A 24,489-nucleotide genomic window follows, 5' to 3' on the forward strand; every position below is an offset into this window, starting at 1 on the left:
AGGGCCGGGGCCGTGCTGGTGGAGTTGAGCGTGGTCGGGTAGCGCTATCACGCGGTCATGGACGTGATGCTGGATCACCCTCGGCCTCTACCTCTGCGATGCGCGCTCGCACTCGGGGATCTTCGGCGATATCCGTGGGCAACAGCGTCTTGGAGTCCGGCACTGCCGATACGACCTGCTCGGTCGTGAGTGTGAAGGTCCCTCGCAGATCAGTGCCTCGGATATCGGCTCCCCGCAGGTTGGTCGCATTGAATCCGGCGTGGTAGAAGTGCGCCCCGCGTAGGTCAGCGCCTCGCAGATCGGCTCCGCGCAGGTGCACTCCCTCCATCCGCGCACCGCGGAGATACGCCCCGCGCAGGTCGGCCTCCCGCAGGTAGGCGAACCGCAGCCAGGCGCGATTCAGGTCTGCGCCTCTGAGGTCCGCCAGGTTCAGAAATGCCCCCTCCAAGCGGGCTCCGTACAGGTACGCGCCGCGGATCGCGGCATTACTGAGTTCGACGCCCAGTGCATCGCCACGGCGAATGGTCCGGCTGCGCAGCACTTCGAGAGCGGCAGAGACGTCGGCGGCTGGATAGGGCGGGATCACAGCGATCTCGCCACTGGACGCATTGAGGGGCCTGCGGGTCGGCGCGTGCACACGCACGAAGGCGCACAGGATCCGGACGATGCTGGGCCGGTCGCGTGGCGAGTCCTTCATGATGCGCTGGAGGGCGAAAGCTCCGCCAATGCGCTGGTCGATGGAGTCCGCTCCGAGGTTGGTGACTGCCGCGGTGTAGCGGTCGGTAATCTGCCCCTGCTCGGTGATCCGGAGTTCCTCGCGTGTCTGGTTCACTGAAGTGAACGTGAAGATCAGCGCAAAGAGTGCGGCGATGCCGGGCAGGAGTGTGGCGAGCACCGTGGCCATCTGGATGCGCAACATGCGCGTGTCCGTGGGCGTGACAGGATGCGCTACTGGCTGGCTTCTACGATCCGGCTGGCTTTTCGGGGGCGCATGGGCTGCATCATCGGGGGCACCCGGTGCGCCATCCGGCTGTGCTGCGCGTTCCGGCTCTCCGCTCGACTCCGGTGACAAGTCGTTCGATTCTCCGTCCGTGCCTATTAGCGACGCTCCTCACCTCACCCTAATCACCGCATAATGGCCCGGACTTGCAGCACGCCGGAGCAGTGTGAGGCGATACGCCGATCTGGTGAGCTGTAGTTGTTACGCCTCGTGTCGCTGGCTGATGAAGCCGCATCAGCTCGCCTCGGGCGATCAATCCAATCGCAAGGTGCGGTCCAAAATGGGGTCTCTTGGTCATCCATTACATGCACCGCAGGGCTTGGTCCGGGGGCGGCCGCACATCTTCGACCAGATCGGAAATCGCGGTGCACCCTGTCCCGCACCACTGCCAAGTCGCGGCCCGCTTCAAGGCCTAGGGCACGAGGAACCGCTCGACAGGCTAAGACCGTGTCCTACGCGACCTCCTGACCGGCCTCTACACGGACGGGACGGTGTTCGCGGGCGGGGCCCGCATCGACAGAGCGGAATGTGTCCGGCGTAGATCCGTCGGCCTACGCTTCGGTTCATGGGGGCGATGATCTGGGGCGGCGTCCGTGAGCGGGTGGAGACTTTGGCCCGTGCTGACAAGGCGCGGGAGACCTTCGGCGCGTGGGACAGGTACGGGGGAACGGGGCACCACTTCCGGCTTGCTGATCCGCTGTCAGAGGCGAGTGTCGTCGAAGCAGAGGCTCAGTGGGGTGTCTCGCTGCCTGCGGCCTACCGGGCCTTCCTCCTCGAAGTCGGCGCCGGCGGTGCCGGACCCTTCTACGGACTCACGACCCTGTCCCGCACAGATGCCGGGTGGCTGTGGAGTGACCCCGGCGGCGGCACCGTCCACGAGCGACTGCGCTTCCCCTTCCCGGATGTGGAAGACAGTGTGCGTGCTCAGGCCGAGCACGAGCGCAAGGAGCCCGTCGAGCCCGACTTCGAGGGCGAGGCAGCCTTCGACGCGGCGTATCGCGGCTGGCTGGGGGAGTACGAGAAGCTGTCCGACGGGTTCTTGTCCGGCGCGGTGTGCCTCAGCCACGAAGGGTGCGGCTATTTCCACTGGCTGGTCGTGTCTGGCCCACAGCGCGGGCAAGTGTGGCTCGACGAGCGTCCTGGGGACGGACGGTTCAGTCCCCTCGGACAGGTCGGATTCGCTGACTGGTACCTCGACTGGGTCGCGAAGACTGAGGCTGTCGTACGGCGAGGCCGCTAGGGCGGGTAGCCGGGTGCGTCAGGCTTGAAGGCGTATGCGCAGGCTGGGAGTTCGATGCCCTGGCGGTGGGCGAGCGGCCCGAGGAGCGCCGGCCGGATCGTCCATGTGACGCGGGTGCGGTCCTGAGTGATGGACAGGACGCAGAACTCAAGAGAAGTCCACGAAAGAGAGGGACCCCAGCCGACGCGCGGCTGGGGTCCCTCAAGGCGGTGAGTATCGGTCAGCAGGTGGAGTTGTCCACGCCGTAGACAGCTCGACTACGCGTCGGCGGACCGCACCCCATCGCGATCACCGTGGATCAGGCGGGTCAGCGCTGCAGGGTGAGCAGGGCCGGCCGGTACGGCACTTTCAGGTAGTCAGGGCTCGTCGATGTGGTGGAGTGGCCCTGGTAGAGGAACTGCAGGTTGCAGGGATCGATGGTCATGGTCTGGTCGGGGTTGTTGCGGACCAGGTCACCGTGGCTGACGTCGTTGGTCCAGGTGGCACCGCTGTTGGCCTTGCCTGCGAAGGGGCTGCTCTCGCTGCCGGCCTGGGCGGTCCACGCACCGTTCAGGCTGGAGGCGGTGAACGAGCGGAAGTAACGCCCGTTCGCACCCTTCGCCTCAACGATCATGAGGTACTGGTTCTGGCCCTGGACCTTGTAGACCTCCGGCGCCTCGAACAGCCTGTCCTCGGTGTCGCTCATGACCGTCGTGTACGAGGAGCCGAAGCTGGCCGGGAAGTTCCCGAGCGGCATGGTCGACCGGTAGATCTTGCCGTTGTCACCGGCGAAGAACAGGTACATGTTCTGATCGTCGGCGATCATGGTCGGGTCGATCGGGACGCCACCCTCGCCGGAGGGGAAGCTACCGGTGAACAGTGCCTGCGGGGCGGACCAGCCGTTGGGGTTGGTGGGGTCGCTGGACGTGCGGTAGGTGAAGGTCCAGTTGGTACCCCACCCATTTGAGACCAGCACCCAGATGTTCTTGGTTGAGAGGTAGAACAGTTTGGGCGCCACCGCGATCTGGCTCATCCCGGTCTGGGTGGCCGACGCCATGTCCGACCAGTTCGTGAAGGGACTGAACCCCAACGAGCCCCACGTCTCTCCGTTGGAGGTGGTCCCGTAGACCAGGTGCCTGCCGTTGTACGTCACGGTGGTGAAGTCCTTCAGCGCGAGCTGCCCGTTCGCCGGCTGCGCCAGCGGACCCGTCGAGGTCCACCGGTACGTCGACGGAAGAGCACAGGCGTTGCCCGTCCCGGACAGGCCGGCCCACTTCTGGTTGTTGCCGCCGTTGCACGACCAGAGCTGCACCGCCGTGCCGTTGACCGTACCGCCGCCCGAGACGTCCAGGCACAGCCCGGACTGGACGCCGACGATCGTGCCGTCGGAGTTCACCCGCCACTGCTGGTTCGTACCGCCGTTGCAGGTGTAGATCTGCACCCGGGTACCGGATGTGGTGGCATGGCCGGGAACATCCAGGCACTTGTTGCCGTACACGGTCAACTGGTTGCTGTCCGTCAACGTCCACTGCTGGTTGGCTCCGCCGTGGCAGTCCCAGATATGCACGTTTGCGCCGTCGGTCTGGCTGAAGCCCGCCACATCGAGACACCGGCCGGAAGCGGCACTGCGCACGTCGCTGGTGGCGGCCGCCTGAGCCGGGCTGGCGACGAGCAGCGCCGCCAACGCGACCAGGGCCGCAACCGCGGCGACGAGCACCCCGGACGGGTGTCGGCGGCTGAAACTACGTCTGCGCATAAGGACCTCGTCATCCTTGAGCAAGCGACTCCGGTTTGCCCCGTCAGAGGCTGTCCGGAGGTGGTGTGGTGCGGCCTACGTTCGTCGTGTCGAACAGGGGTCGAAGTATCGACCGGGAGAATGCTAGACATCCCATGAATGACGTCAATACTTCTCGCAAAATTCGCGGGCAGAAACGTTCGCACGCTGAAACCAGGCGGCTTCAAGTCCCGTGGTTGTACGAGTCTTTGGCGCGAGGGGCAGGTAGCGGTGCGGGCGCGGGCTTGGTGATCATTACGGGTGCCCTACGCCTGACGATCGCGAGAGTGAGCGCAGCTTCATCCCCGCGCGGGAAGTCGACGAGATGCTCCGGCAGCGCCCCGACACCGAGTCCATGAGCATGCCTGGCACCGCCCATGACCTGCACCTGGAACAGCCTGAAGCCCTGAACTCCGCGCTCTCGGAGTTCCTTGACGGCCTCGCCTGAGAACTGTCACGCAGTGCTCAGGTGGCGTATGAGGGCAGCGAGTTGGGGACGGGAGGCTTCGAGCACGGCCCCCGGATCGTCGCTCTCCCGGAGGAGAACGGTGCCCTGGCGCGCGGCGAGTTCGACGCAGTCATCGGAGTCGCCCCCTCCGGAGAAGGAGGACTTCTGCCAGGCGTCCTGCGTCATGTCGAGGCCTTTCACGTCTGCTGAGCAAGGCGGTGGATGAAGTCCCTTGACTCTACGACTCCCAAGGCCACCTCCTCGATCGTGCCGAGGACCGCCCGGTAGCGATTGAGCTGGGCTTCCGCATCCAGATAGGCCCCGCCGTGCGCGGTGTCCACCAGGACGGTGTCCAGCTGCGGGACGGGGCCGTTCGCGTACACCACCGGGGTGGTGCTGATCCCCGCGACGCCGTCCACATCGAACGGCACGACCCGCACAGTGACTTGAGGCAGCTCCGACCGCTCCAGGATGTGCAGCAACTGACCCCGGGCGACCTTACTGTCAGCAGCCCGGATTCGTAGCGCCGCTTCATGGATCACGGCTTCGTAGGGGAGCTTGCCCAGGACTTCCTGGCGGCGCAGCCGAAAACGTACCCGTGCTTCGCGCTGCTCCTCGGAGAGCGACGGCACCGACGAGGCGAAGGTGCCCCGCATCTGGTCCTCGGTCTGCAGCAGTCCCGGGATGTGCACGGTCTGGTACGTCCTGAATTCGGCGGCATGGTGCTCCAGCTCGGCCACGTTCATGTACCCGGCAGGCACCGCCTCCCGGTACTCCTCCCACCAGCCACGCCCTCGCTCGCTCGCCATGGCCACCAGAGCCTCGACGAATTCGGCGTCATCACAGGCGTATTGGCCAGCCAGATGCCGCAGTCGCTCAGCACTGACCCCCACGCGCCCCGCCTCCGTCATGGAGATCTTGCTCTCCGCGATGCCCGCCGCTTGGGCAGCTTCCCGGGCGGTCAGCCCCGCCCGCTCCCGGAGCTTGCGCAGCTCCGCTCCCAGTCGCTGCTGGCGCTTGGTAACGATGCTTCTGGCCGGCATGTCGCCTTTCCTCCCTGGGAGTTGGAAGTACGAGTATCCCAGTTCAGCTTGACCGGGGTGATACACCACCCCTACCGTCAGTGACGTACCAACCACTCCCCGGAGCGGAAGTGCATCACCGCGCCCTGCCCTCGGCTCAACCGCGCGGTCGACGAAGCCACCGCCTCCCCCACCCCACACACCAGGAGCCCCCATGCCCCCCACCTGGGAATACACCCTCTACATCCCCCACGACCCCCGAGCCGTAGCCATCTCCCGCCGCACGCTCACCGACATCCTCACCACCCACCACCTCCCCACCCTCATCGAACCCGCCCAGCTCCTCGCCTCCGAGCTCCTCGGCAACGCCATCAGACACACCACCGGCCCCGCCGCCCTGAAGCTCCGCCGCTCCGGCCGTTCCCTCCGCCTCGGCGCCTGGGACACCGACCCCACCCCACCGACCACGCCCCCACCCGACGACGAGGACGAAGACGGCCGCGGCCTCCACCTCGTGAACGCCTACGCCGACGACTGGGGCTGGTTCCAGATCAACGGCGACGGCACCCGAGGCGGCCACGGCCACGGCAAGTACGTATGGTGCGAACTCGGCGCCAAGCTCGACCAGGGACTCGCCCGCTGAAGCCCCCGCAGCCCCAAAGCCCCTGAAGTCCCGGAAGCCCTGAAGCCCCTCAAACCCCCGAAGTCCCCACCCACCCCCGCGTCACCCCCGCTTGAGTCGCCCATGAACGGCAAGCCCCGCAAGCCCCAGCAGGACCGGTTCGGGCCGCCTCGTTCCGCAGCCCGTTCGATAACAGAGCCCGGCCGACCGGCCCCTCCGGCCACAGTCGCCTCAAAAATTAACCGAACTCACGTACAACCCTTACGCCCCATCACCGGTCTCCTGATCGCCGGCCGCGCCATGAACCCGAGGAAAACTCCCGGAGAACACACGCGGCCGCACCCCACCGACTGCGGATGCCCCGCCAGGCATCCCCCGCATGCAGCAGGAGAACCCGCATGCACAAGCAACACCTGCGCCGCCCGGCAGTACTCGCCCTCGCCACGGCCACCGCGGCCGCGCTGACGGGCGGTCTGCTCACGTTCGCGACCGCCACGTCCGCGACCGCCGCCGACTCCACCGCCGTCCCGCACGCCGACTTCAACGGCGACGGCATCGGCGACGTGGCCTTCTCCGCGGACGGCGCCTATGTGAGCGGCAAGAAGGAGGCGGGCCAGCTCGTCGTCCTGTACGGCACCGCCACCGGCGTCTCGTCCGCCAAGCGTCACACGATCAGTCAGAACACCACCGGCTCCCCCGGTTCCGCCGAGGCCGGGGACCACTTCGGCTACGACACCGCCTACGCCGACTTCAACGGCGACGGCTACGACGACATCGCCGTGGGCGCGGCGGGCGAGGACGTCGGCAGCGACGTCGACGGCGGTGGCCTGGCCATCCTGTGGGGCTCCGCCTCCGGCATCACCGGCAAGGGCGTCACGATCGCCGACCCGGCCCCCTCCTCGCACGACCGCTGGGGCAAGAACCTCGCCGCCGGCGACTTCGACGGCGACGGCAAGGCCGACCTGGCCGTCGGCAACTCCTCCGCCACCATCCACGTCTTCAGGGGCGGCTTCAACTCCTCCGGCACCGCGCTCCTCGGCCGCTCCACCGTCAAGCCCCCGATCCAGGGCGGCAGCCCCGCGAACGGCCCGCTCAACCTCACCGCCGGTGACGTCAACGGAGACTCCCGCACCGACCTCGTGGTCGACGGCTTCGAGACCGAGACCGACTACGGCTGGAACCGCAACTACTACATCCCCGGCACGGCGAGCGGCCTGAGCACCTCGGGTGCCAAGGCCCTCAAGCCCGGCGTGATCACCGCGATCGGCGACATCAACGGCGACGGCTACGGCGACATCGTCAGCGGCGCCCAGTGGAACGCCACCACCAGCGACGGCACCTCCATCCCGGACTCCGCCAAGGGCGGCAAGGTCTGGGTGACGTACGGCACGGTGGACGGCCCCGGCTCGGTCACCGGCGTCACCCAGGACACCGGCAACGTCCCCGGCGCCTCCGAGACCAACGACTGGTTCGGCTACGAGCTCGACCTCGGCGACATCAACGGCGACAACTACCTCGACCTCGCCATCGGCGTCGCCGGCGAGAACATCGGCAGCGCCGCGAACACCGGCGCCGTCACCGTCCTGTACGGCAGCGCGAGCGGCCTGAACACCGCCTCGGGTGCGCAGTCCTTCGCGCAGAGCACCGCGGGCGTCCCCGGCAACGACGAGGACGACGACATGTTCGGCATCGACCTCAAGCTCGACGACGTCACCGGCGACGGCAGGGCCGACCTGGTCGCGGGCTCCGCCGAGAACGCGGGCAACGGCGCGGTCACCTACCTGCCCTCCGACGGCTCGAAGATCACCACGACCGGCTCCCGTTCCATCGCCCCGAGCACCTCGGGCGTCTCGACGACGGGCACGCCCTACTTCGGCGCCAACTTCGCGGACTGAGCGGACCAAGACGCCGTACGGCTCGGTCGTACGGCTCGACCGGCCGGGCCCGTTCGTCCCCGCGGGCCCGGCCCCCGTCCGCCGACCCCTTCCCAGGAGCACCCACCTTGCGCAAGCGCACCCTCCTCCTCGCCGCCGCCCTCACCACCGGCCTGCTCACCGCCCTCCCGGCCGCCACTGCCTCCGCCGCCCCCTCGGGCCTGTCCGGCGACTTCAACGGCGACGGCTACCGCGACGTCGCCATCGCCGCCCCCATCGCCAAGGTCGGCGGCAAGACGGGCGCCGGTTACGTCGCCGTCGTCTACGGCACCGCGAGCGGCCTCGACACGAGCAAGCGGCAGATCATCAGCCAGGCCACCGACGGCATCCCGGGCGTCCCGGAGTCGTACGACTACTTCGGCGACCGTCTGACCACCGGCGACCTGGACGCCGACGGCTACACCGACCTGATCGTGGGCGTGCACGCCGAGCAGATCGGCTCGACCGGCGACTCCGGAGTGCTGACGGTGATCTGGGGCGGCTCCACCGGCCTGAAGACCGCCACCGACATCTCCTCGCCCCTCCCCGAGAACCGCAACGAGCTCGGCTGGTCCATCGCCACCGGCGACTTCGACGGCGACGGGGACACCGACCTGGCGGCCGCGAACATCGCCTACCCGGACCTGAACATCTTCCACGGCCCCATCTCCCGTACCGGCGCGGCCAGTTACGCCGAGTCCATCGGTGCGTCCGCCGAGGCGGGCATGGGCGTCGACAAGATCGTCGCGGGCAGGGTCAACGGCGACGGCGCCACCGACCTCCTCATCATGGGCCAGGAGGACACCGACTCCGGCTACTACCGCACCCGCAGCGCCCTGTTCATCGGCGGGGCGGACGGTCTGCACCTGCGCAGCGAGCTCGCGGGCGGCTACGACGCGGTGATCGCCGACGTGAACAAGGACGGCTACGGCGACATCGTCACCGGCAACTTCATGGAGAAGTCGGCGGCCGAGCCCGACGGCGGCCTCGGCGGCGCGGTCACGGTGACGTACGGCTCCGACTCGGGCCTGTCCACCCGCACCCCGGTCAGGATCACCCAGGACACCACGGGTGTCCCGGGCGCCGCCGAGAAGGGCGACGGCTTCGGCTGGAGCCTCGCGGCGGGCGACACCAACGGCGACGGGTACGCGGACATCGCGGTCGGCATCGAGAACGAGGCCGTCGGCTCGGTCTACAAGGCGGGCTCGTTCGCGGTCCTGCGCGGTTCGGCGTCCGGTCTGACGGGCAGCGGCGCCAAGGTCTTCAGCCAGGACAGCTCGGGCGTCCCCGGCACCGCCGAGCGGCTGGACAACTTCGGCAGCGCCGTCCACCTCACGGACGTCGACGGCAACGGCCGCGCCGAGCTCGTCGCGAGCGCCGCGAACGAGAACACCGGCGACGGCGCCGTCTGGCTCCTCAAGTCCACCACCTCCGGCATCACCGCCACCGGCGCCAGGACCTTCGGCGCCACCACGGTGGGCGGCCCGACGGGCGACGCGTACTTCGGCGACGTACTGGCGGGCTGACCACCGCCCACCCTTCGATCACCGCCCCACCCTTCGACCACCCGACCTCACTGGACCCGACCGCAGGAGAACCCCACATGCTCCAGCACCACCGCCGCAAACGCCTGCCCTCCCTCGCGCTCGCCACGGCCACCGTCGCCGCCGCGCTGACGGCCGGCCCGCTGCTCACCGCCGTACCGGCGACCGCGGCCCCCGCCAAGTACGCCGACGACTTCAACGGCGACGGCTACCGCGACCTCGCCACCGCCGCGCCGTACACCCCGGTCGGCGGCAAGACCGACGCGGGCGCCGTCGTCGTCAACTACGGCTCCGCGAACGGCATCAGCGCCTCCCGTCGCACGGTCATCACCCAGAACACGGCCGGCATCCCCGGCACCGCCGAGAAGGACGACCGGTTCGGCACGTCCCTCACGTCCGGTGACCTGAACCGGGACGGGTACGCCGACCTCGTGATCGGCAGCAACGGCGAGAACGCCTACGCCGGCGCCGTAGTGATCGTCTGGGGCAGCAGGAGCGGCCTCTCCGGCGGCCAGACCGTCCCCGACCCCGCCCCCTCGGCCCACGACGAGTACGGCATGTCCCTCGCCGTCGGCGACTTCAGCGGGGACGGCCGGGCCGACCTCGCGATCGGCAGCACCGGCAGCGACATCTGGATCCACCGGGGCGGCTTCACCAAGGCCTCCGGCGCCGCGTCCCGCTACGAGCTCGCCACCGACCTGTACCCCGGCAGCAGCATCTACGGCGCCCAGAGCCTCGCCGCCGGTGACGTGAACGGCGACGGCACCGCCGACCTGGTCGTCAGCGGCAGCCAGGCGGAGACGTACGACGACGGCACCTTCGTCTACCTGGGCTCCGCCTCCGGCCTCACCCGCCAGACGTTCCTGAGGAACGGCGCCGACGAGCTGGCGGCCGTCGGCGACCTGAACGGCGACGGTTACGCCGACGTGGTCACGTCGACGTACGGCGACAACGGCGTGACCAGCGTCGGCGGCTCCGTCAACGCCTACCTCGGCAGCGCGGACGGCGTCCGCACCCGAGCACAGACCACGATCACCCAGGACAGCCCCGGCGTCCCGGGCTCGGACGAGGAAGGCGACTGGTTCGGCAACGCCCTGTCCATCGCCGACATCAACGGCGACGGCTACGGGGACGTGGCCGTCGGCACGATCCACGAGACCCTCGGCACCGCCAAGATCGCCGGCAGCGTCACCGTCCTGCGCGGCTCGGCCACCGGCCTGACCGCCACCGGCGCCCAGTCCTTCACCCAGAACACGGCCGGTGTCCCCGGCACCGCCGAGTCCGCCGACCGCTTCGGCGCGTCGGTACGCCTGTCCGACCTCAACGGCGACCGCAAGGCGGACCTGTCCGTCGGCGCCGACGGCGAGAACCACCCGGCGGGCGCCCTCTACAGCCTGCGCGGCTCGGCCTCGGGCGTGACCACCAACAGGGCGATCAGCTTCGGCCCCGGCTCGACGGGCCTGCCGACGTCCGGCTACCTGAGGCTGGGGCAGGTGATGCTCCGCTAGGGACGTCGGAGCCCCTACTTGCCTCCCTTAGGGATCCCTTAGGGAGAGCCCCACTTGCCTCCCTTAGGGGATGTCACAGCTCGGCCGCAAAGCCGGGCCCTGACCGCAGGGCCCGGCACGCGATTCTCCGGGACCAGGTACGTTCGAAGACGTGGCTGGATTCAGGATCGGACGGGGCAGCCGGAACAACGGCACCCCGCAAACGCGCCCCCAACAACCTCCGTACGGGCAGCAGGCGCCCCAGGGACCGTCGTACGGCTATCCCCCGCCGTCGCAGCAGCCGTACGGCGGCTCGGGCGGCGGCGCAGGAGGTTGGCCGCAGGCGAACGCCGGTGGGGGCCACGGCGGTTACGGCGCCTCAGGCCACGGCGGTCAGGGTGGTCACGGCGAGCCGGAGTACTTCGGCGACGGCGGCTACCCGCACGGCCAGGGCGGCGCCCCGGACCCGTACGCGGCGAACAACCCGGGCCACACCCAGGCGTTCTCGGTCGGCGATGACCCCTACAGCCAGGGCGAGACCTACCAGGCGGGCGCGGCCCCGGCCGCCCCGGTCGGCCCTCGCCTGCACTGGAAGCAGCTGCTGCGCGGCATCGTCCTCTCCCCCGGCCAGACGTTCCTGCAGATGCGGGACTACACGATGTGGGGCCCCGCCCTCGTCGTGACCTTCCTGTACGGCCTGCTGGCGGTCTTCGGCTTCGACGGCGCGCGGAACGACGCGATCAACGCGACCCTGTCGAACGCGGTCCCGATCGTCCTGACGACAGCCGTGGCGATGGTGCTGTCGTCCTTCGTGCTGGGCGTGGTCACCCACACCCTGGCCCGCCAGCTGGGCGGCGACGGCGCCTGGCAGCCCACGGTCGGCCTCTCCATGCTGATCATGTCCCTGACCGACGCGCCCCGCCTGGTCTTCGCAATGTTCGCCGGCGGCGACGCGACGTTCGTCCAGGTCCTGGGCTGGGCGACGTGGGTGGCGGCAGGCGCCCTGCTGACCCTGATGGTCTCCAAGTCCCACGACCTGCCCTGGCCGAAGGCGCTGGGCGCGAGCGCGATCCAGCTGGTCGCGCTGCTGTCGATCGTGAAGCTGGGCACGTTCTAGGACCCGCCGACGTACATAAGGGGCCCCCGGCGTCCGCGCCGGGGGCCTTTGCTTCAAAAAATCTCGGATTCTTCAAAAAATCTCGGACCGCGATGTCGAGAACCCGCGCCTGGCTCCGTCCCCGGGGTGAAGGCGGCCAAGATGGGTCGCACCAGTACCGAGGAGAACACGATGGCCAAGTACCTGCTGCTCAAGCACTACCGTGGCGCTCCGGCTCCGGTCAACAACGTGCCGATGGACCAGTGGTCGCCCGAGGAGATCTCGGCGCACGTGCAGTACATGAACGACTTCGCGGCCCGGCTGGAGAAGACCGGCGAGTTCGTCGACGGTCAGGCGCTGGCCCCCGAGGGGGCGTGGGTCCGGTACGACGGTGAGGGGCGCCCGCCGGTCACCGACGGCCCGTTCGCCGAGACCAAGGACCTCATCGCCGGCTGGATGGTGATCGACGTCGACAGCTACGAGCGCGCCGTCGAGCTGGCCGGGGAGTTGTCGGCGGCCCCGGGGGCGGGCGGCAAGCCGATCCACGAGTGGCTGGAGGTGCGCCCGTTCCTGACGGCGACGCCCAACATCACCGAGTGCCATTGATGAACGAGGCCCTGCTGAGGAGCCTCACGCCGAGCGTGCTCGCCGTCCTCGTCCGCCGCGGAGCAGACTTCGCGGCGGCCGAGGACGCCGTGCAGGACGCGCTGGTGGAGGCGGTCCGCGTCTGGCCGGCCGACCCGCCGCGCGACGCGAAGGGCTGGCTGGTCACGGTGGCCTGGCGCAAGTTCCTCGACCAGGCCCGGGCGGACACCGCGCGCCGTCGCCGCGAGGACGTCGTCGACGAGGAGCCGGCGCCCGGACCCGCCCCCGCCGTCGACGACACGCTCCAGCTGTACTTCCTCTGCGCGCATCCCTCGCTGACACCGTCGTCCGCCGTCGCGCTCACCCTGCGTGCCGTCGGCGGACTGACCACCCGCCAGATCGCCCAGGCCTACCTGGTGCCCGAGGCGACCATGGCGCAGCGCATCAGCCGGGCGAAGCGGACCGTCTCCGGCGTGCGGTTCGACCAGCCCGGCGACGTGGCCACCGTGCTGCGCGTCCTCTACCTGGTCTTCAACGAGGGCTACTCCGGCGACGTCGACCTCGCCGCCGAGGCCATCCGGCTCACCCGGCAGCTGGCGGCGGCGATCGACCACCCCGAGGTGGCGGGGCTGCTCGCCCTCATGCTGCTGCACCACGCCCGACGCGCCGCCCGGACCGCGCCGGACGGCAGCCTGGTGCCGCTCGCCGAACAGGACCGCGGCCGCTGGGACACGGGGTTGATCGCCGAGGGCATCGAGATCCTCCAGTCGGCCCTCGCCCGCGACCGGCTCGGCGAGTTCCAGGCCCAGGCCGCCATCGCCGCCCTCCACGCGGACGCGCCCGCCGCCGAGGAGACCGACTGGGTGCAGATCGTCGAGTGGTACGACGAACTCGCGCGCCTGACCGACAGCCCGGTCGTCCGACTCAACCGCGCGGTAGCCGTCGGTGAGGCCGACGGACCCCGCGCCGGCCTGGCGGCACTCGCGGAGCTGGACGCCTCACTGCCCCGGCACGCGGCGGTGGCGGCGTACCTCCACGAGCGCGACGGCGACCTGACGACGGCGGCCCGCCTGTACGCCGAGGCGGCCCACAAGGCACCCACCCTCGCCGAACGCAACCACCTGACCCGCCAGGCGGCCCGGCTCAACGCCCGCCGACACCACTGACCACGCCCCGCGTGCAGGCCAGAGGGCAGGTCAGAGGGCTTCCCTCAGACCAGAGGGCAGGTCAGAGGGCTTCCCTGTTCTCCCTGAGCGCCTCTCCGGGCTTCTGCACGGGAGGCAGCACACTCCACGGGAAGTTGATCCACTCATCGGTGCGCTTCCACACGTACTCGCACTTCACGAGGGAGTGGGACTTCTCATAGATCACGGCGGACCGCACCTCGGCGACATGGTCGAGGCAGAAGTCGTGCACGAGCTTCAGCGTCTTGCCGGTGTCGGCGACGTCGTCGGCGATCAGCACCTTCTTGGCGGTGAAGTCGATCGCGTTGGGGACGGGAGCGAGCATGACGGGCATGTCGAGGGTCGTCCCCACGCCCGTATAGAACTCGACGTTCACGAGGTGGAGGTTCTTGCAGTCGAGGGCGTAGGCGAGACCGCCGGCGACGAAGACCCCGCCCCGGGCGATGCTGAGCACGATGTCCGGCTCGTATCCGTCGTCGGCGATGGTCTGCGCGAGCTCGCGGACGGCGACACCGAACCGCTCGTAGGTCAGATTCTCCCGCACGCTCGCTGCGTCGCTCATACCGTCACTCACACCTGAGTCCGATGGAAGTTCTGGAAGGACCGGGAGGCGGTCGGCCCGCGCTGCCCCTGGTACCGGGACCCGTACCGCTCGCTCCCGTACGGGAACTCGGCGGGCGAGCTGAGCCGGAACATGCACAGCTGCCCGATCTTCATGCCGGGCCAGAGCTTGATGGGGAGCGTGGCGAGGTTGGACAGCTCAAGGGTGACGTGCCCGCTGAACCCCGGGTCGATGAACCCGGCGGTGGAGTGGGTGACCAGCCCGAGCCGCCCGAGCGAGGACTTCCCCTCGAGCCTGGAGGCAAGGTCGTCGGGGAGGGTGATCACCTCATACGTACTGGCGAGCACGAACTCCCCGGGATGCAGGATGAACGGCTCATCACCCTCGGGCTCCACGAGCCGGGTGAGATCCGCCTGCTCGACGGAGGGGTCGATGTGCGGGTACCGGTGGTTCTCGAACACCCGGAAGAAACGGTCCAGCCGCACATCGATGCTCGACGGCTGCACCATGGAATCGTCGTAGGGATCGATCCGTACCCGCCCGGCATCGATCTCGGCCCGGATGTCCTTGTCTGAGAGAAGCACGCCCCGAGGATACGCAAGGCGCGCGGAACGGCCACAATCGTGACCGCCCGCGCGCCCGGGCACTGCACTGCTCTTACTGCTGCTGCGGCACCTGCTCCTGCTACCGCTGTCGCTCCCGCTTGTCGCTACCGCTTCTCCAGCGTCACCGGCACCACACTGCGGAGCCGGGCGCACCGGGGACACCGGAGGAGCCGGCCCGGGCCGAGTCGCTCGGCCTGCTGCATCGGGAACGATGTGGTGCTGAACACGTGCCCATCGGCACAACGGACGACGGTGCGCTCCATCAAGTCCTAGAGTCCCTTCCCCAAGAGCCGCGTCGGCTGCTACCTGCCTGACGACGAGAGGCCACATTACGGGATCAAAGGGACGGCCCTCCAGGCGGCACTCCGCCCCCGCCCGGACCCTCTCCCACCCCTCCACCGTACGCCCCAACTCCCGTCCCCCGCAGCCACATCCCGCCCCCTGAAACGCACTCAGGCCCCACGGCTTCAGCGCCGGGGGCCGGTGATGAGGTACAGTGACCAGGCGATCGGACACCGGCTCCGGATGATCACGGAACGGGCGTCTTACGCGGGTGTAGTTTAATGGTAGAACATCAGCTTCCCAAGCTGAGAGCGCGAGTTCGATTCTCGTCACCCGCTCCATTTGAAACCCCAGGTCAGCGGCCTGGGGTTTGCTTTTTGTCACTCTTGTCTTCAACGCAAGATCACGTAGAGAGCCCTCAGCCTGCCGCGCGACCGATGCTGACGCTCGTGTCGCCGGTGTTGTCGCGGTAGCGCTGCTCAGCCGGCGGGATCTTGTAGTTTCGGTACCCGGCGACCCGGGCTTCACCCCAGCGCGGACTTCACCAAGGAGGCCGCGGCCTTCATGCCGGCCTCGTTCGGGTGGTATGCGGTCCGTCCCGAGGCCGGCTTGTACTTCTCCACCCACGGGGCGGCCGCGCAGGCGTCGTGACCGTGGCTGGCGGTGGCGAGGCGGACCAGGGTCGCCCCGGTGTCGTTCGCCGCGGTGATGGTCGCCTGCGCCAGGCGTTGGGCGACGGTGCGCTCGAAGACTCGCTGGTCGGCGGTGAGCGGTACACCGGCGCAACCACCGGTGTCGGGCAGGAGGGTGGAGTAGCTCACGGCGTTCACGACGTTCTCGATCCGCCGGCCCACCACACCGAGGGCGGTGTTGATCGCGGCCTGGTCCACGGTGCCGCAGTTCGGGCCGCCGCTGTTCTGGCAGGAGTACGTGACCATGCTCCCCAGGTAGTTGACGTCGTTGCCGCCGATGGTGATCGTGACCAGGTCGGTCCCGCTGTTCACGGCGTTGATCTGCGGCGGCTGCGAACCCTGGTTGGTGGTGAGGATGTTCGCCGTCGTGGCACCGCTGCAGGTGACGTCCGTCAGGTTCGCCCCGGTGTCGCGGGCCACGATGCCGGCGTAGTTGTTGGCCGTGGTGACCGAGTCGGCGGTCCGGGCCAGTTGCGCCTTCGACTGCCGGCTGGAGGCGTCCGCTGTTGCGCTGCCACCACAGGCCGTGAGGGTGAGGGCACCGACGACCAGGGCCGCACAGACCATCAGGGCGTTACGTCGCGGTGATGGCTGTCGCGTGACAGAGCCAGTACATCCGCAGGGCCGGCGTTCGCCGGCTGTGACGCGTATGCAAGTCACCGTCGACGATGCAGAGTTCAGGCCGCGTAGCCCGTGGTGCCCAGGACCCGGGCCGACCGGCTGACCTCTGCGCGGACGATGACGGGATGATGGTCGCCATGCGCATCCGCATCGACGCCGTCGACCTGCCCGGGCTCACCCGCCCCGCCTCCGTCGACGGCAAAGTGCCCGCCTACGGGAACATCCACATCGCCGTGCAACGCCGCGACCGTCCGGCCGAACTCCTGGAGCCACAGCCCGGCGACGCACCGTCGGCGACATGGACCCTGGAGTGCACCACGAGTTCCTCGCCGACCGGCACCGAGGTCAAAGGGCCCTACGTGCAGGACCGTCTGGGCCGACGGTTCATCTACCTGTCGTGGGGCACGGTCGACGAGTCGGGCACCTTCACGATGTTCCGCCGCGCCAAGCTCATGCTCGACGTCATCTCCGCCGACGTACTCGCCGCCGCCGCACGCGACGGGCTGCTGGTCGGACGACTCGGCCTGACCGACGCGCAGGGCGGGCCCCTGTGCGGACGCGTCGAGCCCCCGCACATCACCTGGACCGCCGCACGCGCCGGCTGAGAGCGGTTGCATACCGTCTCTCGCCGGCATCGCCTGCGCGCCACCCGCGGTCAGTGCTGCCGTCGGCGTCGTACCCATCTGGCCGATGTGACCTTCATCGCGGTAGTGGGGTCTCGGCGGGGTGCCCGTTGCCCCATCCGCTGATGACGATGGCAGCGGCGCATGGCTCATCGACGGAGGTCATGGCGCTGTGGCCGGAAGCGCTCGGCAGGAACACTGCATCCGCGCGGATCAATATCTGTATCCGTGAGGTGAGAAATAGGTGCGGCACACAGCGAGTATTCCTCGATCACCGACCCTGGCGGAATTATTTTCCCGCGCAGGGTCGATCGCGGCATGCTAATGTCGATCTCAGTTGCAGGTGTGGTTGCCAGAAGGTTCATTTTCCGACGGGTTAATCAGCACGGCGACGCGGAATCCGCACAGGGCGAATTCCGCACATCGTCTCCGAAGGAGAAATGACATGGCTACTGGCACCGTGAAGTGGTTCAACGCGGAAAAGGGCTTCGGCTTCATCGAGCAGGACGGCGGCGGCGCCGACGTCTTCGCCCACTACTCGAACATCGCCACCCAGGGCTTCCGCGAGCTGCAGGAAGGCCAGAAGGTGTCGTTCGACATCGGGCAGGGCCAGAAGGGCCCGACGGCCGAGAACATCGTTCCTGCCTGACACCGGCAGCAACGCATACTTCGCAGCTGGGGCCCGCACCTTGGGGTGCGGGCCCCAGCTCGCTGCATTTCAGGGCGCATGACGGGAAGGCCTCACCGCATCACCGAACGGTGACGCATTCCCCCGTCGATCCGAATCGGCGCCCATCATCTCCGGCCCGTTCTCGCGATTCTCTGCGCCGTTCATTTTGCTGCGGAATCTCCTTGCTACGTGCCCACGTGCTCACATCGAGGAAAGGTTCCGCTTGAACCGCGCACGCACCGCACTCACGACCCGCACAACCCGCACCTCCGACCGCTCCCGGGGGTCTGCCGCCCAGCGCTCGGGAGCGCCGCGGCGTTCCAACGGCTACGAACGTCGGCCGGCCGCACGCCAGGGCGAGTTCGCGCTGCCGAAGACGCTCACGCCCGCACTGCCCGCCGTCGAGTCGTTCGCCGACCTCGCCCTGCCGGCGCCGTTGCTGGCCGCGCTCGGGCACGAGGGCGTGACCGTACCGTTCCCCATCCAGGGCGCGACCCTGCCGAACTCCCTCGCCGGACGTGACGTGCTCGGCCGCGGCCGTACCGGGTCGGGCAAGACCCTCGCTTTCGGTCTTGCGATGCTGGCCCGTACAGCGGGCCGGCGCGCGGAATCACGGCAGCCGCTTGCCTTGGTCCTCGTCCCCACCCGCGAGCTGGCCCAGCAGGTGACCGACGCGCTCACCCCGTACGCCCGCTCCGTGCGGCTGCGGCTGGCGACCGTGGTCGGCGGGATGTCCATCGGCAGGCAGGCCGGGGCGCTGCGGGCCGGGGCAGAGGTCGTCGTCGCGACGCCGGGTCGGCTCAAGGACCTCATCGGCCGTGGCGACTGCCGGCTGGACGACGTCGCCATCACCGTCCTCGACGAGGCCGACCAGATGGCCGACATGGGCTTCATGCCGCAGGTCACCGCCCTGCTCGATCAGGTCCGGCCCGAAGGACAGCGGATGCTCTTCTCCGCCACCCTGGACCGCAACGTCGACCTGCTCGTCCGCCGCTACCTGACCGACCCGGTGGTCCACTCCGTCGACCCCTCCGCGGGAGCGGTCACCACGATGGAGCACCACGTACTCCACGTGCACGAGGCGGACAAGCACCGGACGACCACCGAGATCGCGGCACGAGACGGCCGGGTGATCATGTTCCTGGACACCAAGCACGCCGTGGACAAGCTCACCAAGCACCTGCTGAACAGCGGCGTCCGCGCCGCGGCCCTGCACGGCGGCAAGTCCCAGCCCCAGCGCACCCGGACCCTCGCCCAGTTCAAGACCGGGCATGTGACGGTACTGGTGGCGACGAACGTCGCCGCCCGCGGCATCCACGTCGACAATCTCGACCTGGTCGTCAACGTCGATCCGCCCACCGACCACAAGGACTACCTGCACCGCGGCGGCCGCACCGCCCGCGCCGGCGAGTCCGGCAGCGTGGTCACCCTCGTCACCCCCGGCCAGCGCCGCGGCATGAGCCGACTGATGGCTTCGGCCGCCATCACCCCCCGGATCACCCCGGTCCGTTCGGGTGAGGAGGAACTGAGCCGCATCACCGGGGCCCAGGCCCCTTCCGGAATTCCCGTCGTCATCACCGCCCCCGCCGCGGAACGCCCCCGCCGCGCCGGGTCGTCCGCGGCTTCCTCGCCCCGAGGCCGCCGCGCCCGCCCCGCCCAGGGGGGCGCCACCGGACGAGCGGGGCGGCGCAGGACGCAGCGGCCCGCCTTCGACCCGGCTGCCTAGAGGCATCGATCAGAAGCTCACCCATCCCGAGGAGACAGCTTTGACACCGGTACAGACACGGCGGCAACGAACGGTTTCCTTCCCCCGGAGTGCAGTCGACGACATGGACGCGGCCGGGCCCCGGGTCCGGGACGACATGACCGTCGAGGTCGCCCTGGCCGTCATGGCCAGTGCCGGTGTCGAGTACCTCCTCCTGTGCGACGGGGACGACGAGTGCACGGGCTCGATCACCAGGGCCGAACTCGCCGTTCACCGCCGCAGTTCCACGTACACGGACCGGCTCCGTCTACGGGACGTCCTCGACGGACCGTTCACCTCGCCCGCCCCTCGGCCCGTCGCCGTCGGGGAACACGGCCGGGCCCCGGGCGTCCTCGTTCTCTCCCGCTGATCCGCCCCGCCCCGCCCCGATCAGTTCGTTCTCCTTCCCTCAGCCCGTCTCCATCTCTCTGTGAGGGCTCATGCGCTGTGTCATCGCCCGATACCCGTTCGACCTGACCAAGAGCGGAGTGCTGGCCTCGATGAAGGGCGTCACGCCCGAGATCGTCACGGGTGAGTCCGTGACCATCGGCCGCCGCCGCTACCCCGTCAAGCAGGTAGGCCAGGTCATCACCCGACAGGACCGCCGCGACTTCACCGGCGGCGAAGTCATCCGGGCCATGACCCGCCTCGGCTTCACCTGCCATGCCCACCCCGACGCCGCGCCCGTGTGTGTCCCGACTCCGCTCCAGACCGCGTCGGCACTGCTCGGCGCCGCCTCCATGGACGTATGAGGCCGGGCGGCAAACCGCCATCAGGATCCCCGTGAGGGCCCTGCCGACATGTGTCGGCAGGGCCCTCACGGCCGTCTCGGCGTCCGTTCTCCGCGACTGGACCGCCTGCCACAACGGCCTGCGTCACCCGTTGTTGCAGGTCACAGGCTAACTGTTCCCCCAAAGAGCTGAAATCTACTCTTGCCGGAGTAGACATTGAGCTCTGGCACGGTTAGCCTTTTTCTCGTTGACACCGGTCAAGCGAAACCCGGCAGACACGAACTGGCGGGTTGCAGTACATGAAGTTCGCAGGCCAGTGCGGCTCTGGAGTCCCGAAGCCAAGTGTTCGTAGAGCGGTGACGGGGCTGAGGGCCGCACTGGGCGGCCCGCAGGTCGAGGGGCCGCCGACAGCAGTACCGCAGTACCAGTTCACCAAGCAGTTGGTTCAGAGGAAGGACGGAGGACGCAGACGCCATCAGGATCGCCCGGCCCGGGAAGCACTCGGCCGGGTACCGCAAGACCCCGGATTGGAAGGTGGTCCCCGGTCACGCAGCCGCGATCCCCGCACCCCCCCTTCTGCAGGGCTGGTAGCGGAAACAGACGGTCGGCACAGCAATAGGGCCGACAGATGGTGTTGAATTTCCTTCGGGGCCCTGGTGCCGTACGGCACCAGGGCCCCTCGACGCGTTGCGCAACGAGGTGACATGACAGCAGATATCCCCCTCAGTGATCGTCTGGACGACGACGACTACCCCGCATACACCATGGGGCGGGCCGCCGAGATGCTCGGAACCACCCCGGCTTTCCTCCGAGCCATCGGTGAGGCCCGTCTGATCACTCCGCTTCGCTCGGAGGGCGGACACCGCCGGTACTCCCGCTACCAGCTACGGATCGCGGCGCGCGCCCGCGAGCTCGTCGACAGGGGCACCCCGATCGAGGCTGCATGCCGCATCGTCATCCTTGAGGACCAGCTCGAGGAAGCTCAGCGCATCAACGCCGAGTACCGGAGCCGTGCCGAGCACAAAGCGCCCGACCGCTCCCTTCCCGGTGACAGCTGATCACGTGGGCGCGTGCCGGTCGGCTCGAACACGCGCGACGCCCGATCGCCCCTGAGCGCCCGCCTGGGACAGCAGGTCGTGCCCCGCGGGTCAGCCTCCCGGCAGCGGGCGGCGGCGCCTCCGCGGTCGACGGCCGTCTTGACGCCCGCGAAGATCACCAGTGGCGGGAACCCGAGGACGCCCTGCGCTTCCAGGGCATCAGGCAGGACGTCGCCTGCTCCGTCACCACCACCGCGTCGGGCAACCTGCCCAGTGCGATCAAACTGCTGGAGCGCTCCTGAGTACCGCGGGGCGCGCTCCACGGCCGAGCTGGTCAAGGCCGTATGGCAGCGACTGTGCGAGCCGCACGAGCAGAGGCAGTTCCTCCTGCTGTTCGAGCTGGTAGGCCGACACGGCTGGAAGCCCGAAGGCGACCGGGACCTGGCTCAGTCGATCATCAGCGGCTGGCTCGACATCCTCACCGACCGGCTCACGCAGGACGGACGGCCCCCCGAGGAAGCCTCCGCCCTGGCCACCCTCCTGCTCGCCCAGGTACGGGGGCTTCAGCTCGATCTCCTGGTGTCCGGGGACCGGGAACGGGCCGACCGCGCACTCGACTTCTCACTCCAGCTGCTGGAGCACCGGAGCGGGTCGCCTGGGTGCGACTGAAGGCACGAGGGGCGCGTCGAGACGCGGCGAGCCCTCCTACGGTCGGAGCCCTGCGCCGTATCGATCACCCAAGACCGGATCCGCGTGACATGGACGATCCGCCCCGTGCCGTTCGTACCGTTGGCCCACCGTCAAGGCGTCGAACTCCCAGCCTGCGCATACGACTTCAAGCCTGGAGGACCCGACCAGTACTCCAATTAGACTCGCGCAGACCCGACCGAAGGGAGGGACCGGCATGGAAGAGCCAACCGGGATGACCGCGCTGCGGCAGCTGCTGCCTCCGCCTCCCGGCGCGGGCGAGGACATCGACTGGAAGGCGGCCGAGGCGCGGTGGGGGACCGGGTTCCCCCGGGACTACATGGACTTCATGGCCGTGTACGGCGTCGGCGGGATCGGCTCGGAGGAGGAGATCGGCGAGCTCGGAATCCTCGGGCCGTTTCCCACCGGGGCCTACGAGCACTCCCCTGACGACTTCGAGGACGAGACGGGGAACGCCCGTCTGACCTGGGAGGAGGAGGGCGCCGACCAAGAGGGGCTCGACCTGGACCCGGAGCACATCCTCGCCTGGGGTTACACCTCCCACGCCGACATGCTGTGCTGGCTGACCAGCGATCCGGACCCCGACAAGTGGCCCGTCCTGCTCTTCGCCCGTCATGGCTCGCAGACCTGCGAGGTCGTCCCCTGCGGCATGGTCGAGTTCCTGCGCAGACTGCTCGCCCAGGAACTCCCCTCGTACAGCATGGAGTTCACGCCCGAGCCGCGCTTCGAGCACTGGCGCAAGGGTCGATGAGCCGCCTGCGCCGAGCTCATGTGCCCTTACATTCCCGCCGACTGACGGCACACCAGCCACTGGAGTACTAAGCCCGTGGGACGGCGGCCGTACTCCGAGAGCATCGGCCGCCGCTCCTTCCCCCGTTCGACCGGGTACTACGCGATGGTCCAGCCGACGCTGCCGACACCCGTGCTGTACCAGGCACAGGTGGCGGAGGACTGGCCCCACTGGCCCGGGTTCAGGGTCACCCAGTCACCGGAGACGTCGGGGGCCCGGCCGCAGACGACCTCGGCGCGGAACCGGATGGTGCGGTCGCTGTTGTTCGTGCAGCTGGCGATGCCCCGGTCCGTGTCGACACCGTGGACCGCGCCACGGCAGTCGACCGAGCCCGCGGCCGACGCCGGGGCGGCCATGGCGCCGACGGACAGGGCCACCGCCGAGACGGTGGTGGCCAGACCTGCGGCGAACATCTTCTTACTGCGGATCATTCTCGTGCCCCCGAGAGGTTGCGGTTTACATGTGCCGACCTCAGTGAAGGGCACGGGGGCGGCCCCGGGGACCTGACATCTGTCAGGGACGCCCGGCCCAGGGTCTGTCGTTTGGATCAGGTCGGCTGAAAGGAACTGTCAGCACGGGGTCGAGAAGTGCCTCCGCAACCCGACGCGCGCCTTGTCCGTCTGAGACATCATGCCGGTAAACGTCAAGCGTGGGTCCCGTACCAGAGCCATCGTCGGAGCCCTGCTCGCCGCCATGTTCCTCATCACCGCCTGCAGCACGTCGACGGACACGGGAGGGGCAAGTGCCCCACCCACCTCGAGGGGTCCCGGCGGGACGGGAGGGCTGGTGGTGGGGGCGCGGTGGTACGTGCAGTGGGTCACCGTCGGAGGGCGGGCGACCACCGCGCCGCCCCGTGCCGCCGCCTGGGTCGAGTTCGGCTACGACGACACGACCGAGGGCAACTACGGATGCACCCCGTTCAAGGCGGCTACCACCGTCACCGAGACAGCGCTCACCGTGGGTGAGAAGACCGACGGGGCTCCCTCGGCCGGGCGGTGCCCGAAGTCGTATCGCGCCTTCGAGGGGAAGCTGCGCAAGCTCTTCAGCGGGCCGCTCACCATCAACCGGCGCGTCGACGACCTGACGATGGACCTGAAGAACCAGCGGGGCGACTACATCGCGGTGAAACTGATGCGGCCCAAGGGGCTCTTCGGCTCCCGATGGCGGCTGGACCATCTCGTCTCGGGCGACACCATCGTGCCGGTCGTCGGCGGCAAGGACGTGTACTACGTCTTCCACCGGGACGGCACGGTCACCGGCAAGGCCGGCTGCAACGACTTCACCGGCAGAGCCGTCTTCGACGGCGACGTCCTCACGATGTACCGGCCCACCCGGACCACCGACCGGACCTGCTCACAAGAGCTCATGGACCAGGAGCACCGCCTGCTGACGGACGAGAAGAACCCGCGTCGGATGCGGTACGACAACCCCTATACCCGCTCCTTTCAGGCAGTCGACGGCAGCAGCCCCGCGGACTACTTCGGGTACGGCTGGGTGGCCGTACCCGGCAACTAGGACGCCGGCTCAGAT

The 24,489-nt window shown here is 69.0% G+C and carries 25 protein-coding genes, 1 tRNA gene and 1 pseudogene; 19 read left to right on the plus strand and 8 right to left on the minus strand.

Annotation, left to right across the window (positions count from 1 at the left end):
- Positions 1-55: 55 nt before the first annotated feature.
- The gene (locus tag EHO50_RS27125) at positions 56-919 is read right to left on the minus strand and encodes a pentapeptide repeat-containing protein (RefSeq protein ID WP_128433816.1); all 864 of its coding nucleotides are present in this window, start codon (positions 917-919) and stop codon (positions 56-58) included.
- A gap of 646 nt (positions 920-1,565) precedes the next feature.
- Here EHO50_RS27125 and EHO50_RS27130 point away from each other — a divergent pair.
- Positions 1,566-2,240, plus strand: coding sequence for an SMI1/KNR4 family protein (locus EHO50_RS27130; RefSeq protein WP_128433817.1), 675 nt, complete (start codon positions 1,566-1,568; stop codon positions 2,238-2,240).
- Positions 2,241-2,547: 307 nt separating this feature from the next.
- Here EHO50_RS27130 and EHO50_RS27135 read toward each other — a convergent pair whose 3' ends face one another.
- The 3 genes from EHO50_RS27135 to EHO50_RS27145 all read right to left on the minus strand — a co-directional run bounded on the left by EHO50_RS27135 (position 2,548) and on the right by EHO50_RS27145 (position 5,484).
- On the minus strand, positions 2,548-3,975 hold the full coding sequence (locus EHO50_RS27135) for a non-reducing end alpha-L-arabinofuranosidase family hydrolase (protein ID WP_128433818.1): 1,428 nt from the start codon (positions 3,973-3,975) through the stop codon (positions 2,548-2,550).
- A 472-nt stretch (positions 3,976-4,447) separates the two neighbouring features.
- Positions 4,448-4,627: a DUF397 domain-containing protein gene (locus EHO50_RS27140; RefSeq protein ID WP_128433819.1), complete on the minus strand. Its 180-nt coding sequence runs from the start codon at positions 4,625-4,627 to the stop codon at positions 4,448-4,450.
- An 11-nt stretch (positions 4,628-4,638) separates the two neighbouring features.
- Positions 4,639-5,484, minus strand: a complete 846-nt coding sequence (locus tag EHO50_RS27145; RefSeq protein WP_128433820.1) for a helix-turn-helix domain-containing protein — start codon at positions 5,482-5,484, stop codon at positions 4,639-4,641.
- Positions 5,485-5,677: 193 nt separating this feature from the next.
- Between EHO50_RS27145 and EHO50_RS27150 the strand changes: the two genes are divergently transcribed.
- The 7 genes from EHO50_RS27150 (at position 5,678) to EHO50_RS27180 (ending at position 13,876) form a co-directional block, all read left to right on the plus strand.
- Entirely contained in the window at positions 5,678-6,106 is a 429-nt protein-coding gene (locus EHO50_RS27150; protein WP_128433821.1) for an ATP-binding protein, read from the plus strand.
- A 377-nt stretch (positions 6,107-6,483) separates the two neighbouring features.
- Complete coding sequence (locus tag EHO50_RS27155; RefSeq protein ID WP_128433822.1) at positions 6,484-7,980, plus strand: VCBS repeat-containing protein; 1,497 nt, start codon at positions 6,484-6,486, stop codon at positions 7,978-7,980.
- Between the two features lie 107 nt (positions 7,981-8,087).
- Positions 8,088-9,524, plus strand: coding sequence for an FG-GAP-like repeat-containing protein (locus EHO50_RS27160; protein ID WP_164904952.1), 1,437 nt, complete (start codon positions 8,088-8,090; stop codon positions 9,522-9,524).
- 77 nt (positions 9,525-9,601) lie between these two features.
- Positions 9,602-11,050, plus strand: coding sequence for an FG-GAP repeat domain-containing protein (locus tag EHO50_RS27165; protein ID WP_128433824.1), 1,449 nt, complete (start codon positions 9,602-9,604; stop codon positions 11,048-11,050).
- Positions 11,051-11,201: 151 nt separating this feature from the next.
- Positions 11,202-12,146 carry a Yip1 family protein gene (locus tag EHO50_RS27170; protein ID WP_128433825.1) on the plus strand — a complete coding sequence of 315 codons (945 nt, stop codon included), beginning with the start codon at positions 11,202-11,204 and terminating at the stop codon, positions 12,144-12,146.
- A 171-nt stretch (positions 12,147-12,317) separates the two neighbouring features.
- Positions 12,318-12,731, plus strand: coding sequence for a YciI family protein (locus tag EHO50_RS27175; protein ID WP_128434043.1), 414 nt, complete (start codon positions 12,318-12,320; stop codon positions 12,729-12,731).
- A complete protein-coding gene (locus tag EHO50_RS27180) occupies positions 12,731-13,876 on the plus strand; it encodes an RNA polymerase sigma factor (protein ID WP_128434044.1) in 1,146 nt (381 codons plus the stop codon). Before EHO50_RS27175 ends, EHO50_RS27180 begins: the two co-directional genes overlap by 1 nt.
- A gap of 61 nt (positions 13,877-13,937) precedes the next feature.
- Here EHO50_RS27180 and EHO50_RS27185 read toward each other — a convergent pair whose 3' ends face one another.
- Both EHO50_RS27185 and dcd read right to left on the minus strand, forming a co-directional pair.
- On the minus strand, positions 13,938-14,456 hold the full coding sequence (locus tag EHO50_RS27185; protein ID WP_128433826.1) for a phosphoribosyltransferase: 519 nt from the start codon (positions 14,454-14,456) through the stop codon (positions 13,938-13,940).
- Between the two features lie 8 nt (positions 14,457-14,464).
- Positions 14,465-15,040, minus strand: a complete 576-nt coding sequence (gene dcd / locus EHO50_RS27190; RefSeq protein WP_128433827.1) for a dCTP deaminase — start codon at positions 15,038-15,040, stop codon at positions 14,465-14,467.
- A gap of 570 nt (positions 15,041-15,610) precedes the next feature.
- Here dcd and EHO50_RS27195 point away from each other — a divergent pair.
- Positions 15,611-15,684 (plus strand) — tRNA-Gly (locus tag EHO50_RS27195).
- 183 nt (positions 15,685-15,867) lie between these two features.
- Here EHO50_RS27195 and EHO50_RS27200 read toward each other — a convergent pair.
- The gene (locus tag EHO50_RS27200; RefSeq protein WP_128433828.1) at positions 15,868-16,602 is read right to left on the minus strand and encodes an SGNH/GDSL hydrolase family protein; all 735 of its coding nucleotides are present in this window, start codon (positions 16,600-16,602) and stop codon (positions 15,868-15,870) included.
- Positions 16,603-16,793: 191 nt separating this feature from the next.
- Between EHO50_RS27200 and EHO50_RS27205 the strand changes: the two genes are divergently transcribed.
- The 9 genes and pseudogenes from EHO50_RS27205 to EHO50_RS27245 all read left to right on the plus strand — a co-directional run bounded on the left by EHO50_RS27205 (position 16,794) and on the right by EHO50_RS27245 (position 22,920).
- On the plus strand, positions 16,794-17,261 hold the full coding sequence (locus EHO50_RS27205; protein ID WP_246101476.1) for a DUF5990 family protein: 468 nt from the start codon (positions 16,794-16,796) through the stop codon (positions 17,259-17,261).
- A gap of 463 nt (positions 17,262-17,724) precedes the next feature.
- Positions 17,725-17,928, plus strand: a complete 204-nt coding sequence (locus tag EHO50_RS27210; protein WP_093912074.1) for a cold-shock protein — start codon at positions 17,725-17,727, stop codon at positions 17,926-17,928.
- 244 nt (positions 17,929-18,172) lie between these two features.
- Entirely contained in the window at positions 18,173-19,675 is a 1,503-nt protein-coding gene (locus EHO50_RS27215) for a DEAD/DEAH box helicase (RefSeq protein ID WP_128433830.1), read from the plus strand.
- A gap of 103 nt (positions 19,676-19,778) precedes the next feature.
- On the plus strand, positions 19,779-20,063 hold the full coding sequence (locus EHO50_RS27220; protein WP_128433831.1) for a CBS domain-containing protein: 285 nt from the start codon (positions 19,779-19,781) through the stop codon (positions 20,061-20,063).
- A gap of 70 nt (positions 20,064-20,133) precedes the next feature.
- Positions 20,134-20,445: an SCO5918 family protein gene (locus EHO50_RS27225; RefSeq protein ID WP_128433832.1), complete on the plus strand. Its 312-nt coding sequence runs from the start codon at positions 20,134-20,136 to the stop codon at positions 20,443-20,445.
- Positions 20,446-21,128: 683 nt separating this feature from the next.
- The gene (locus EHO50_RS27230) at positions 21,129-21,482 is read left to right on the plus strand and encodes a MerR family transcriptional regulator (RefSeq protein ID WP_128433833.1); all 354 of its coding nucleotides are present in this window, start codon (positions 21,129-21,131) and stop codon (positions 21,480-21,482) included.
- Between the two features lie 252 nt (positions 21,483-21,734).
- Entirely contained in the window at positions 21,735-22,130 is a 396-nt protein-coding gene (locus tag EHO50_RS27235; RefSeq protein WP_128433834.1) for a hypothetical protein, read from the plus strand.
- A 3-nt stretch (positions 22,131-22,133) separates the two neighbouring features.
- Positions 22,134-22,331 (plus strand): annotated as a pseudogene (locus EHO50_RS45220) (hypothetical protein); the annotation flags it as partial.
- 34 nt (positions 22,332-22,365) lie between these two features.
- Positions 22,366-22,920, plus strand: coding sequence for an SMI1/KNR4 family protein (locus EHO50_RS27245; RefSeq protein ID WP_128433835.1), 555 nt, complete (start codon positions 22,366-22,368; stop codon positions 22,918-22,920).
- A 137-nt stretch (positions 22,921-23,057) separates the two neighbouring features.
- On the opposite strand, the gene EHO50_RS27250 is transcribed toward EHO50_RS27245, so the two are convergent.
- Complete coding sequence (locus EHO50_RS27250) at positions 23,058-23,390, minus strand: hypothetical protein (RefSeq protein ID WP_128433836.1); 333 nt, start codon at positions 23,388-23,390, stop codon at positions 23,058-23,060.
- A gap of 355 nt (positions 23,391-23,745) precedes the next feature.
- On the opposite strand from EHO50_RS27250, the gene EHO50_RS27255 reads away from it, so the two are divergent.
- Complete coding sequence (locus tag EHO50_RS27255) at positions 23,746-24,474, plus strand: META domain-containing protein (protein ID WP_164904954.1); 729 nt, start codon at positions 23,746-23,748, stop codon at positions 24,472-24,474.
- Positions 24,475-24,489 lie beyond the last annotated feature (15 nt).

The organism is Streptomyces cyaneus (assembly GCF_004028635.1).
Lineage (GTDB): Bacteria > Actinomycetota > Actinomycetes > Streptomycetales > Streptomycetaceae > Streptomyces > Streptomyces cyaneus.

Bases quoted from the DNA above. Each gene is read 5' to 3' on its own strand.
- EHO50_RS27125 (WP_128433816.1), bottom strand. From the start codon at position 919: ATGTTGCGCATCCAGATGGCCACGGTGCTCGCCACACTCCTGCCCGGC.
- EHO50_RS27130 (WP_128433817.1), top strand. From the start codon at position 1,566: ATGGGGGCGATGATCTGGGGCGGCGTCCGTGAGCGGGTGGAGACTTTG.
- EHO50_RS27135 (WP_128433818.1), bottom strand. From the start codon at position 3,975: ATGCGCAGACGTAGTTTCAGCCGCCGACACCCGTCCGGGGTGCTCGTC.
- EHO50_RS27140 (WP_128433819.1), bottom strand. From the start codon at position 4,627: ATGACGCAGGACGCCTGGCAGAAGTCCTCCTTCTCCGGAGGGGGCGAC.
- EHO50_RS27145 (WP_128433820.1), bottom strand. From the start codon at position 5,484: ATGCCGGCCAGAAGCATCGTTACCAAGCGCCAGCAGCGACTGGGAGCG.
- EHO50_RS27150 (WP_128433821.1), top strand. From the start codon at position 5,678: ATGCCCCCCACCTGGGAATACACCCTCTACATCCCCCACGACCCCCGA.
- EHO50_RS27155 (WP_128433822.1), top strand. From the start codon at position 6,484: ATGCACAAGCAACACCTGCGCCGCCCGGCAGTACTCGCCCTCGCCACG.
- EHO50_RS27165 (WP_128433824.1), top strand. From the start codon at position 9,602: ATGCTCCAGCACCACCGCCGCAAACGCCTGCCCTCCCTCGCGCTCGCC.
- EHO50_RS27175 (WP_128434043.1), top strand. From the start codon at position 12,318: ATGGCCAAGTACCTGCTGCTCAAGCACTACCGTGGCGCTCCGGCTCCG.
- EHO50_RS27180 (WP_128434044.1), top strand. From the start codon at position 12,731: ATGAACGAGGCCCTGCTGAGGAGCCTCACGCCGAGCGTGCTCGCCGTC.
- EHO50_RS27185 (WP_128433826.1), bottom strand. From the start codon at position 14,456: ATGAGCGACGCAGCGAGCGTGCGGGAGAATCTGACCTACGAGCGGTTC.
- EHO50_RS27200 (WP_128433828.1), bottom strand. From the start codon at position 16,602: ATGGTCTGTGCGGCCCTGGTCGTCGGTGCCCTCACCCTCACGGCCTGT.
- EHO50_RS27205 (WP_246101476.1), top strand. From the start codon at position 16,794: ATGCGCATCCGCATCGACGCCGTCGACCTGCCCGGGCTCACCCGCCCC.
- EHO50_RS27210 (WP_093912074.1), top strand. From the start codon at position 17,725: ATGGCTACTGGCACCGTGAAGTGGTTCAACGCGGAAAAGGGCTTCGGC.
- EHO50_RS27220 (WP_128433831.1), top strand. From the start codon at position 19,779: ATGGACGCGGCCGGGCCCCGGGTCCGGGACGACATGACCGTCGAGGTC.
- EHO50_RS27225 (WP_128433832.1), top strand. From the start codon at position 20,134: ATGCGCTGTGTCATCGCCCGATACCCGTTCGACCTGACCAAGAGCGGA.
- EHO50_RS27230 (WP_128433833.1), top strand. From the start codon at position 21,129: ATGACAGCAGATATCCCCCTCAGTGATCGTCTGGACGACGACGACTAC.
- EHO50_RS27245 (WP_128433835.1), top strand. From the start codon at position 22,366: ATGGAAGAGCCAACCGGGATGACCGCGCTGCGGCAGCTGCTGCCTCCG.
- EHO50_RS27250 (WP_128433836.1), bottom strand. From the start codon at position 23,390: ATGATCCGCAGTAAGAAGATGTTCGCCGCAGGTCTGGCCACCACCGTC.